This is a genomic window from Kocuria oceani, from assembly GCF_029524215.1.
Classification (GTDB): domain Bacteria; phylum Actinomycetota; class Actinomycetes; order Actinomycetales; family Micrococcaceae; genus Kocuria; species Kocuria oceani.
This window is the reverse complement of the sequence record NZ_JARAMH010000027.1, coordinates 37,089-46,797: the sequence shown is the minus strand read 5'-3', so window position 1 is coordinate 46,797 and position 9,709 is coordinate 37,089. Positions and strand designations below refer to the sequence as shown.

Annotated in this window: 11 protein-coding genes and 1 pseudogene; 2 read left to right on the top strand and 10 right to left on the bottom strand. The window is 68.7% G+C overall.

Annotated features, from left to right (window positions below; genetic code table 11):
• Positions 1-234: 234 nt before the first annotated feature.
• Complete coding sequence (locus tag PU704_RS18455) at positions 235-381, bottom strand: hypothetical protein (RefSeq protein WP_277552421.1); 147 nt, start codon at positions 379-381, stop codon at positions 235-237.
• 174 nt (positions 382-555) lie between these two features.
• Between PU704_RS18455 and PU704_RS18450 the strand changes: the two genes are divergently transcribed.
• Entirely contained in the window at positions 556-846 is a 291-nt protein-coding gene (locus PU704_RS18450) for a hypothetical protein (RefSeq protein ID WP_277552419.1), read from the top strand.
• Positions 847-1,071: 225 nt separating this feature from the next.
• Positions 1,072-1,479 carry a hypothetical protein gene (locus tag PU704_RS18445; RefSeq protein WP_277552417.1) on the top strand — a complete coding sequence of 136 codons (408 nt, stop codon included), beginning with the start codon at positions 1,072-1,074 and terminating at the stop codon, positions 1,477-1,479.
• Between the two features lie 1,106 nt (positions 1,480-2,585).
• Here the strand turns inward: PU704_RS18445 and PU704_RS20125 are convergent.
• From PU704_RS20125 to PU704_RS18405, 9 genes and pseudogenes are all read right to left on the bottom strand, one after another.
• Positions 2,586-2,765, bottom strand: coding sequence for an Lsr2 family DNA-binding protein (locus PU704_RS20125; RefSeq protein WP_420871646.1), 180 nt, complete (start codon positions 2,763-2,765; stop codon positions 2,586-2,588).
• Positions 2,757-2,873 (bottom strand): annotated as a pseudogene (locus tag PU704_RS20120) (Lsr2 dimerization domain-containing protein); the annotation flags it as partial. The gene PU704_RS20125 and the pseudogene PU704_RS20120, both read right to left, overlap by 9 nt.
• A gap of 102 nt (positions 2,874-2,975) precedes the next feature.
• A complete protein-coding gene (locus PU704_RS18435) occupies positions 2,976-3,140 on the bottom strand; it encodes a hypothetical protein (RefSeq protein ID WP_277552414.1) in 165 nt (54 codons plus the stop codon).
• Positions 3,141-3,161: 21 nt separating this feature from the next.
• Positions 3,162-3,464: a hypothetical protein gene (locus tag PU704_RS18430; RefSeq protein ID WP_277552412.1), complete on the bottom strand. Its 303-nt coding sequence runs from the start codon at positions 3,462-3,464 to the stop codon at positions 3,162-3,164.
• Between the two features lie 215 nt (positions 3,465-3,679).
• Positions 3,680-4,069, bottom strand: a complete 390-nt coding sequence (locus PU704_RS18425) for a heavy metal-responsive transcriptional regulator (RefSeq protein WP_047801433.1) — start codon at positions 4,067-4,069, stop codon at positions 3,680-3,682.
• Positions 4,070-4,161: 92 nt separating this feature from the next.
• Complete coding sequence (locus PU704_RS18420; protein ID WP_277552409.1) at positions 4,162-5,550, bottom strand: FAD-dependent oxidoreductase; 1,389 nt, start codon at positions 5,548-5,550, stop codon at positions 4,162-4,164.
• Between the two features lie 113 nt (positions 5,551-5,663).
• A complete protein-coding gene (merA, locus tag PU704_RS18415; RefSeq protein ID WP_277552406.1) occupies positions 5,664-7,109 on the bottom strand; it encodes a mercury(II) reductase in 1,446 nt (481 codons plus the stop codon).
• Between the two features lie 228 nt (positions 7,110-7,337).
• Entirely contained in the window at positions 7,338-8,258 is a 921-nt protein-coding gene (locus tag PU704_RS18410; protein WP_277552404.1) for an AAA family ATPase, read from the bottom strand.
• A complete protein-coding gene (locus tag PU704_RS18405; protein ID WP_277552403.1) occupies positions 8,245-9,702 on the bottom strand; it encodes a Mu transposase C-terminal domain-containing protein in 1,458 nt (485 codons plus the stop codon). The genes PU704_RS18410 and PU704_RS18405 overlap by 14 nt, the downstream gene beginning before the upstream one ends.
• Positions 9,703-9,709 lie beyond the last annotated feature (7 nt).

Here is a 9,709-nt window from a genome sequence, read left to right as displayed (position 1 = left end):
GCGACGCCAAGCCGCGCTCGGGAGATTGACCCCCATCGAGTACGAGACCATCATGACCACACCAGCCCTTCAGGCTGCCTGACCCAACCTGTCACCTATCGGTGCATCAGTCCCGGGGATGGAGTTCACCTGCTGCTGGTGCGTTGGGTTTCCCGTGACCACAGCACGGCAGGTGCTCAACCCGTTACAGGACTGTCGCACGCCGCTTTGGCGTTTTTTCTGGGCGGGATTTGATCAGGGGGTGGGGGTGGCGGTGATGACGACGTTCCTGCCCCAGGGGCCGTGGGTGTAGCAGCTGATGATCACCAGTCGTTGCGGGGTGATCTGCCAGATGTCGCTGTTCTTGAGGGTGCTCTTCTCGTGGGTGGTGACTGCGTCCACGGTGTAGTCGATGGCCCCCGTCTGGGTGCCGAGGGTGATGGTGTCCCGGGGTTCAGGTGGGTGCTGAGCCGGTCGAAGGGGGCTTCAGTGCCTCCCCAGCTGTGCCCGGTGAGGTAGGTGGTGTTCGTGGATCCGGCTCCGGGGGTGCCGTAGGTGGTCAGCCAGTAGGCGTCCATGGTCATTGGGGGCACGATCGACTGGCTGGCCAGCTCGGCGGTGGTCGGGGCCAGGGGCAGGATCGGCTGGTCGATGCCGGCGGCGGGCACGGTGAGGTGGACCGGGGCGGAGGCCGCCGGCTGGGCTCGGGCCGGCTCGGGTGCCGGTGGGGTGGGTGCCGGTGAGGGCGTCACCGCGGAGGGCGCCCGGGAAGGTGTGGGGGAGGGCGAGACGGATGCTGTGGGTGCCATCGAGGCCGCCCCACCTGCCCTTTCCGGAGAGAGCCCTCAGGTGCAGGACGTCCCCTGATCAGGGACGTGCCAATAAGGATTCTTCGAGATAGGGGCTGATGGCCGGTTAGCGAGCCCGGGCAGGGCACCGTCGCCGGAAAGCCACTTGGCGGACGGCTGTATCGCGGCGGTTGTCGCAGGTCGTGGAGCGTCACACGCACCAGTACGGGCGATCCGGGCCACTATGGTGGCTCTGCCCCCCACTGCCACCGACAGAAGAAGTGCGGCGGAAGGACAGGCTCCCATGGACGCACCCCAGTCATCCCAGGCGCGGGACGCGGTGCTCACCACCGCCAACGTCGCCGACGGCCAGGTGCTCACCGGCCGGGACATGGACCTGGGTGGGCTTTGCCGGGTGGTCACCACGGTCATCGACGACGATGCCGTGCTCTACGGAGAGTTCACCGTCGATGCGGAGCTGCTCCACGTCCACGACCCGGGGCAGGTGCAGCACCACCCCGCTGCCCTGTGCGGGATCGTGGAGGACTGGGACGGACCCCACGACGGCACGGTGACCTTGAGCGCCTACGTCTATGTCCACACCCACGAACACGGCGCACTGGGACTGAGCTTGCCGGCAGCCCTGCAGGTGCTCAACGACATTCGCCGGCAGTGCGTGTCCTACTTGCGCAAGGGAACAGCCCAGCCGTAAGAGAAGTGTCCCCGCTCTGCTGAGCGGGGGGGGGGGGGGGCACTTCGGCGCCCGGTTGGGGAGGTCGGTCACCTGCCACGTGGGCCAGGGGCGCCCCGAGGCCAGCAGAGCCTATGTCCTCAGCTGCAGGCATGGTCGGCGGTGGGAAAGCTGTGTTCGGTGGTGATGGGGGCGGGTCCTGCCAGTCGGGGGATGCGGCAGGGCCCGTCCGGTGTCATCCGAACGGGAGATGCGGGCACCACCGCCGCAGGAAACGCCCGGACCGGGGAGCTCTCCCAACATGAAGAGACCCAGCGGGGGACTGGACCCGAACCATCTGCGGCGGTGGCCTCACGATACGCCCTATGTGCATGGGTTTACATGAGTGTCGTTAATGTGACGACTCTCCGGGAAATGCCACCGAACATCTGAGCAGGGATGGTGTCCGCCTCGTCGATCAGTCCACACTGGCCCCCGGGGGCGCAGCGCTCACACCATGCCCTTCGGGGAGGGGCCGGGCGCTGCGCCCGGCCCCTCTTGCCCGCAATGACCGCTCACGAGACCCCGCCTTTTCATTTCCCTGGCCTGCACGCCGAGAGGGAGTCAGGCGCGAGGTCCTCTGCGTCGTGCAGGAGAAGCCGACCCACCGGCCATACTGCTCCCCGGCTGTCAAAACATCGGCATATCGGGATTCTTGACGTGCTGGAGACGAAAGCGCCCCCGCCCACAAGAGGGCAGGGGCGCTTCGTTGCGCCGTCGGCACACAGCTAGGCGTGGTCGGACTGGGCGACGGGCGCCTCCCCCCAGAGGCGCCCTCCGAACCTGTTCAAGCCCCCCGGCTCGAATGGCCTAGCCGTTCAGAAGCCAACGCTCCAGGTGCCAGGAAACCCAGTGGCCGTCTCGCATCACGGACAAATCGTTCTGACTAGGCAAAACAACCCGCTGCCCTGCATACGAACAGAACGCTCACTCCAGCGAAGCACCGATACCGTCCCCCCAACTTGGGACAAGGCACAAACCCTTACCCACCTGCGGCGACATCTACACAAGGTGCCTGGACTAGACCTGGATTTGGGTGCGATGTCCTGCGGCGGACAAGACAAAGAAAGGCCTTTCGGGGCAGGCACTCAGTGGGCGGCGTAGTAGGCGTCCTTGATGGTCTTGTGGATCCGGCCGCGGTCGGAGACCTCGTGACCATTCTCCTTGGCCCCAGCGCGGATCTTGGCGGTGTCCGGATCACCGCTGGAGGCGCGGGTGCGGGCACCGCGAGAGCCCCCGCCGCGGGTGGTTTTGCGGCCGGTGGCCACGAAGGGGCGCAAGGCTTCGCGCAGCTTCTCGGCGTTGGCCTCGGAGAGGTCGCTCTCGTAGTCCTTGCCGTCCATGGCGAAGGTGAGGGTGGTGTCGGCGGAGCCGCCGTGGAGCTCGTCCTAGAGATGCACTTCAATTTTCTGGGCCATGGGTGGGGATTCCTTTCGGGTAAGGGGTCGTAAAACAGCGCTGTACTGGCGTGCGGCTGGTCAGAAGTTGTCGGTAGTGTCTTCGCCGGCCGGGTCGTCCTGGGCAGCGATGGCGTCGATGTCTTTCATCGGGTCTGCTGTCTCGGCGTCCTGGGCCGGTGCCGTGGGCTTGGTGCGGTTGCCGGTGATGACAGTGCCCTCCTGGGTCAGGTCCACGCAGAGCATGCCGTCCTCCACGAAGGGCTTTCATCGCCTGGTGGCAGTGGTATCGATGCCGTAGTGCTGTGTAAAGGCGGTGGCCGAGACGATGGCTTGGCCGGGTCCGCACTTGGAACCGTTACGGACCGCATAGGCGTGCGGGGAGGAGTCATCGGCGGCACGCAAGGCTATGACCTGCCGTTTCCGGTCGTAGAGCAACTCCACTGTCTCGGCATTGTCCACCAGGTCGTGAGCTGCCCTGTTCAGCGAAATCACACCACGCTTTTGAAGAGTGACGCTGGGTGCCTTCGCCAGTGGAGTCATCCTTTTATCGAAGACCTCGAACGGCATGAGCCCTCCTATAGTCAGTGAATCCGGGGCAGGTATGCATCGTATTCATTGCATTGTGTGCCTGCACACTCACTGTGCTCGTACAGCGATGCGTCTTGGAAGGTAAGGGATGTGAGACGTCTCGTCCGAGAAATTTGCGCCCGCATGTGTGACTGTCGACGGTAAATGGCGGTGTTCTGACAGAGGTATTTGGCGGCCGTGGTGCTGCTGTGGGCTCAGAGGTAGCTGCAGATTTGGGCGGGATCGCACTGGGTGGGGTCGCCTTGGGAGGCGGCCTGGTAGTGCTCGGCCGCGGAGGCCCGCAGGGCGGTGAGCTCAGCGATGTGCTGGTCGAGGTCGGTGAGTTGCTGGGCGAGCTGTGCGGCTACGTGGGCGCAGGGGGCCTGCCCGGCGTCGCGGATCTTCAGGATGTTCCGGATCTCGGCCAGGGTGAGTCCGGCGGCCTTGCTGCGGCGGATGAACTGCAGGCGGGCGAGGGCCTCGGGTGGGTAGTCGCGGTACCCGTTGGCGCCGCGGTGCACCGGGGGCAGCAGCCCGTGCTGTTCGTAGAACCGTAGGGCTTTGGTGGTCATGCCGGCGGCTGCGGCCGCTTCACCGATCCGCACGGTGCACCTCGATCCTGGACTGTCGTGTGGCTTTCCACGGTAGAGGAAGGCTCCAGGGGCAGGGCACTGCCTGCCCCCGGAGAGGCCGGTGGTCATCCGGGTTCGGTGCGGGCGCGGTCGGCCTCGACGGCCTGCCAGGTCTTGCGCGCGGCGATGAGCACCGGGTCCCACACCGGGGAGAACGGCGGGGCGTAGGAGAGGTCGATGTTGAGCAGCTCTTCCACCGGGGTCTCGTGCCACAGCGCCACGGAGAGCACGTCGATGCGTTTGGCCGCGCCTTCTTCCCCGACGATCTGGGCGCCGAGCAGTCGTCCGGTGCCGCGTTCGGCGATGAGCTTGGTGCGGATGGGTTTGGCCCCGGGGTAGTAGCCGGCCCGGGTGGTGGAGTCGACCACCGCGGTGATGGGGTCGAACCCGGCTGCCTGCGCTTCGAGTTCCCCGAGGCCGGTGCGTCCGACTTCGACGTCGCAGATCTTGGTCACGGCGGTGCCGAGCACTCCGGGGAAGGTGGCGTAGCCGCCGCCGATGTTGATTCCGGCGGTGCGGCCTTCCTTGTTGGCGTGGGTGCCCAGCGGGAGGGCCACGTGGCGGCGGGAGACGCGGTGGAACTTCTCCACGCAGTCCCCGGCTGCCCACACCCCCTCGATGCCGGTGCGCAGCCGGCGGTCCACCGTGATCGCACCCGTCGCCCCCAGGGGGATCCCGGCGCGGGCGGCCAGGGCGGTGTTCGGGGTCACACCCAGGCCCAGGATCACCAGATCGGTGGGGATGGTGGCCTGGTCGGTGACCACGGCGGTGACCTGCCCGTTGTGGGTGTCGAAGCCGGTGACGGTCTCCTCCATCCGCACCTCCATCCCGAAGCCTTCCATCGCGGAGGCGATGAGCGCGCCCATGTCGGGGTCCAGGCCCGGCAGCGGGGCCGGGGGGCGTCCGATCACGGTGATGTCCACGCCCCAGGCGCACAGGGCCTCGGCCAGCTCCAGGCCGATGTAGCCGGCCCCGACGACCACCGCCCGGCCCGGCCGGTCCTGCTCCAGCACTGCGCGCAGGGCGAGGCCGTCGTCGAGGGTCTGGACCCCGTGGATGCCGTGTGCCCCGATCCCGGGCAGTGGCGGGCGGGCCGGGGTGGCGCCGGTGGCGACCATGAGCTGGTCGAAGCCCTCCCACCTCTCCCGGCCGGCGGCCAGGTCGCGGACCAGTACGGCGCGGCGGTGGAGGTCGATCTCCAGGACCTCATGGCCGGTGCGGGCGTCGATGGCGTGGTGGTCGCGGAACTGCTGCGGGGTGCGGGCGATCAGCTCCGTGGTGTCGGCGACGTCCTTGCCGATGAAGTAGGGAATGCCGCAGGCCGAATACGAGGTGTAGTGACCGCGTTCGAAGGCCACGATCTCCAACTGCTCCCGGGGTAGCTGGCGGCGGGCGGCGGAGGCCGCGCTCATCCCCGCGGCGTCCCCGCCGATGACGACCAATCGCTGGGCCATGGGCTTCCCCTTTCGTGCAGTGGCTCGTGAAGCGTGGGCCTGCGGCCGTGCTCGATGTTCAAGGCCTCTGGCTCCACCCGTGGGTGGAGGGCCGGCCCGCTCGAGGCCGGTCCTCAGGCGGCGCAGCAGGAGAGTTTGGAGACGTCGGTGCGGAAGGACTGGGCGGCGATCTTGAGTCCTTCGGCCATCGTCAGATACGGGCACCACAGGGTGGCGACCTGATCCACCGTCATCGAGGCGGAGAGCATGTAGACGCCCGCCGCGGCAAGCTCCCCGGCGTCCTTGGCCACCGCGGTGATGCCCACGACGCGTCCGGTCTCGGCCTCGGCGACGATCTTGACGAACCCGCGGGTGTCACGGTTGACCAGCGCCCTGGGCACGTACTCCAGGGGCAGCACCCGGCATTCGCAGGCCAGACCGGCCTGCCGGGCCTGCTGGTCGGTCATGCCCACCGCCGCGATGGCCGGGGTGGTGAAAGTGACCCGCGGCAGGTGGGTGTAGTCGATCTCCTGGCCGGTGTGGTGAAAGGCGTTCTCCACTGCGGTGACCCCGTGGGCCGAGGCCACGTAGACGTACTGGGGGTGCCCGGTCACGTCCCCGGCCGCCCACACCCTGGGGTGGGAGGTGGCCATCCGGGCGTCGACCACGATCTCGCCGTGCTCACCGGTGTCCACCCCGACCGAGCCGAGGTCCAGGTTCTCGGTGACCGGACGGCGCCCGACCGCGACCATGAGCCGGGTCGCCCGCAGGGTGTCCTGCCCGCCCGGGCCCGTGACGGTGGCCACCACCTCCCCGGTGTCCCGGTCGGGCGTCACGGAGGAGACGGTGGCCCGGGGGATCACCCGGATGCCCTCCTCGGCGAACACGCCCATCAAGGTGCGGGAGACCTCCGGTTCCTCATGGGAGGCCAGACGGGACCGCACGACCATGGTGACCTTCGAGCCCAGGCGGGCGAAGAGCTGAGCTTGCTCCAGGCCCACGTACCCGCCGCCGATGATCAGCAGCGACTCCGGCACCTCGTCCAGTTCCATGGCCGTGGTGGACGTCAGGTAGTCCACCTCCGCCAAGCCCTCGACGTCCGGGACGATCGGGGTGGAGCCGGTGGCCACCAGGTAGTGGGCCGCCCGCACCTGCTGACGGGTACCGTCGGCTCCGGTGACCTCCAGCGCCGGGTCCTCGGCGGTTCCGGTGAACACGGCTTCGCCGGTGGCCAGTTCCCAGCCGTAGTCGGCGATCAGATCGAGGTACTTGTCCGAGCGCATCCCTTCCACCAGCGCGTCCTTACCGGTGATCAACCCGGACATGTCCACTCCGGCGGCCGACGTGCTCAGGCCGGGGAACCGTCCTGTGGCGTCCAGCGCCATGTGGCGGGCCTCGGCGGCGGCCAGCAGCGCCTTCGACGGCACGCACCCGGTGTTCACGCAGGTGCCCCCGACCGTGGCACGCTCTACCATCACCACTGATTTGCCGAGATTGGTGGCCCGGATCGCGGCGGCGAAAGCACCACCGCCGGAACCGATGATCGCCAGGTCCACTTCGTGCGTTCCCGTCTCAGGCATGGCCGGCCTCCGTAAGTCCGTGATGAAGGCCCCGACGGGCCGTCTGTGTGCTGTGCTGTGCTGTGCCCAGCCTGCACCTTCCCCTAGAGAGGAAGGTCAAGACGTCGTCGCGGCAACGTCGTGTGCACGACCGTATTCGCCGCAGACCCGGCGGCCTTCTCGAGGAGTCGCTGCCAAAGGCCACTGTCTGGCTGGTGGATCTCAGGAGCCGGTGGCCGGCCTGTGTGGTCAGTGACCGATGAGGAGTGCGTCGCGGGCGGCTTCGACGACTTCGGGGGTGACGGTCTCGAGCTGGTTGATGTCCAGGATGCGTTTGATCTGGGTGAGGAGGCGGTCGACGAGGCGGAAGTTGCCGCCGGTGATCCGGGCGATGGTGGCGACTGCGACCGTCTGGGTGAACTCGTCATCGGTGGCGAGTCCGTCGGTGTGCCAGCGGCGGACCAGGACGGCGGTGAGCTCTTCGGGGGTGAGCTGGCGGTATTCGTGGGCGAAACCGACCCGGCTGTAGAGCTGGGGGTAGCGTCCCAGGCGCTTGTCGATGCCGGGCATCCCGATGAGGATCATCCCGATGGTGTGGCGGTCGTAGTAGTCGCGGACCTGTTCCAGTCCGGTCGTCTTGAGCCGGTCGGCCTCGTCGATGATGAGCAGCTCGGTGAGCCCGGAGGACCGTGATTCGGGGTTCACGAACGGGTCGACGCGGCCGTGGCGGTGGTAGTCGATGGCGTAGGAGATCTGCTGGCAGGCCCGCGGCAGTGCTTGGTCGACCTGTCGGGGGCTGGCGGTGACGGTCGGGGTCCACAGCGCGGTGCGGGCCTGGAGGACTTGTTCGGGGATGGGGCCGGGCTCGCGGTCCTCGCCCAGGTCTCGTTGCCACTGCTCCCATTCCGGGGCCCCGGCGTAGTGGCGGGCCGAAAGCGTCTTGCCGACCCCGGGTGGACCCCAGCACAGGCCGATGTAGCGGTTAGTGCGGACAGTGTCGGCGAACTCGGTGAAGCGGCGGTGCTCCCGGGTGGGCAAGAACGCCGGTGCGCCCGGGGGCGGGGGTGAAGTGAGCCCGTTGATCTCCCCGAACGTGCCGGAGAGGAAACGCCGACCGTCGTCGCCCTTGCCCAACAGGCTGCGGGTGGAGTCGGGCTCAGTCGGTGGCATAGGTCCGCAACCGATGTCGGGGCGCCGGCTCCGCCGGGGGGTCTGCCGTCGGGCCCGGCGCCGGGGCCGGTGGTGGTGCCCAGCGGTCGTCGGCGGGCAGGGCGTCGGCGAGGCTGCGCCGGGCGCACAGCTGCTGCTTCAACTCCTTGCGCCGGGCGCCCCGGGCCTGCTGCAGTTGCTGGAGGGTGATGGTTTCGGCGGCCAGTTCGGGGGCGATCGCCCGGCACAGGTAGGTGTCCTGGTGGTAGACGCGCACCTCACCGGCGTCGCGGGGGTCGTAGCGGATGGTGACGGTCTCGGAGACGTAGGCGGCCAGCACTGGACAGATGTAGCGGGTGCCGTGGAAGCGGATGCCGTCGCGCTGGACGATGCGGGTGGTCGCAGCGGTGAGCAGCAACAGGTCGAGATCTTCCGGCCGTGCTGGGGTGTGCGGGATCCACCCGGCCCCGATCCAGCGGGCGGCCGGGGCCTGTCCGGTCTCGGAGTGCACCCGGGCGTGGTAGTCCTCGATCAGGTAGCGCTGGACCACTGCGTCGAGCTCCTCCAGGCTCAGGGCGGGTGGTGAGGTCGGGGTGCCGCCGGTGCCGTGCGGGATGTGCCCGGGCAGGTGCGGGAGCACCTCGGTGGTGATCGTGCCGTAGAAGCGTTCGATCTTCCCCCTCCCCTGCGGGACCCCGACGCGGGAGTGGATGAGCCGGATGTGGGTGTCCAGGCAGACCCGCTCGAGCCGGGTGCTGGTGAAGTCGGCCCCGTGGTCGCTGTAGAGCACCTCGGGCAGACCCTGCACCGGCCACCGCGGGTCGGCCTTGGCCCGCACCGCCTGGTGCAGGGCTAGGGCGGTCTGCTCCGCATTCGGGGCGCCGGTGAAGACGGTATAGCCGGCGACCGCGCGGGAGTAGTCGTCGAGGATCACGCTCAGCCACGGCCGCACCGGGTTGCCCCGGTGGTCGAGGATCTGGAGATCGAGCAGGGTGTGGTCGGCCTGCCACTGCTCATTGGGCCTCACCGCCGACCGCCGGTGCACCAGTTCGTACCGGTCCCGGTAGGCGGTGTCTCCTTCCAGGGCCAGGGTGCGCAGCCCGGGGTCGATGGCGGCGATCACGCTGCGCACGCTCGAGTAGCTCGGGGGCGCCCAGCCGCGCTCCGGGGCCAGATCGCACACCCGGCGGTGGATGAACGTGGTCGTCGGTGCCGGCCGGCGCAGCGCCAGGGCCTCGATCACCGCGATCAGCTCCTGAGGCAGCTTGCGGTGGCCGCGGTCGCTGCGGGCCTGGCGTTGCAGCCCGGCCGTCGAGGAGTCCGTCCGGTACTCGGCGGCCCAGCGCTGCAGGGTGCGGACCGAGACGTGGGCGTGGGCGGCGAGCCGGGTCAGTGGCACCCCGTCGTCGAGGTGTTGGCGCAGCAGTGCTGCTTTCTCCTGAGGACTCAGCTGCACCACCACCATCACCCCA

Excerpts from the sequence above, each read along its gene's own strand:
- merA (WP_277552406.1), bottom strand. The coding sequence starts at position 7,109 with ATGCCTGAGACGGGAACGCACGAAGTGGACCTGGCGATCATCGGTTCC.
- PU704_RS18445 (WP_277552417.1), top strand. The coding sequence starts at position 1,072 with ATGGACGCACCCCAGTCATCCCAGGCGCGGGACGCGGTGCTCACCACC.
- PU704_RS18430 (WP_277552412.1), bottom strand. The coding sequence starts at position 3,464 with ATGCCGTTCGAGGTCTTCGATAAAAGGATGACTCCACTGGCGAAGGCA.
- PU704_RS18450 (WP_277552419.1), top strand. The coding sequence starts at position 556 with ATGGTCATTGGGGGCACGATCGACTGGCTGGCCAGCTCGGCGGTGGTC.
- PU704_RS18420 (WP_277552409.1), bottom strand. The coding sequence starts at position 5,550 with ATGGCCCAGCGATTGGTCGTCATCGGCGGGGACGCCGCGGGGATGAGC.
- PU704_RS18410 (WP_277552404.1), bottom strand. The coding sequence starts at position 8,258 with ATGCCACCGACTGAGCCCGACTCCACCCGCAGCCTGTTGGGCAAGGGC.
- PU704_RS18435 (WP_277552414.1), bottom strand. The coding sequence starts at position 3,140 with ATGCTCTGCGTGGACCTGACCCAGGAGGGCACTGTCATCACCGGCAAC.
- PU704_RS18405 (WP_277552403.1), bottom strand. The coding sequence starts at position 9,702 with ATGGTGGTGGTGCAGCTGAGTCCTCAGGAGAAAGCAGCACTGCTGCGC.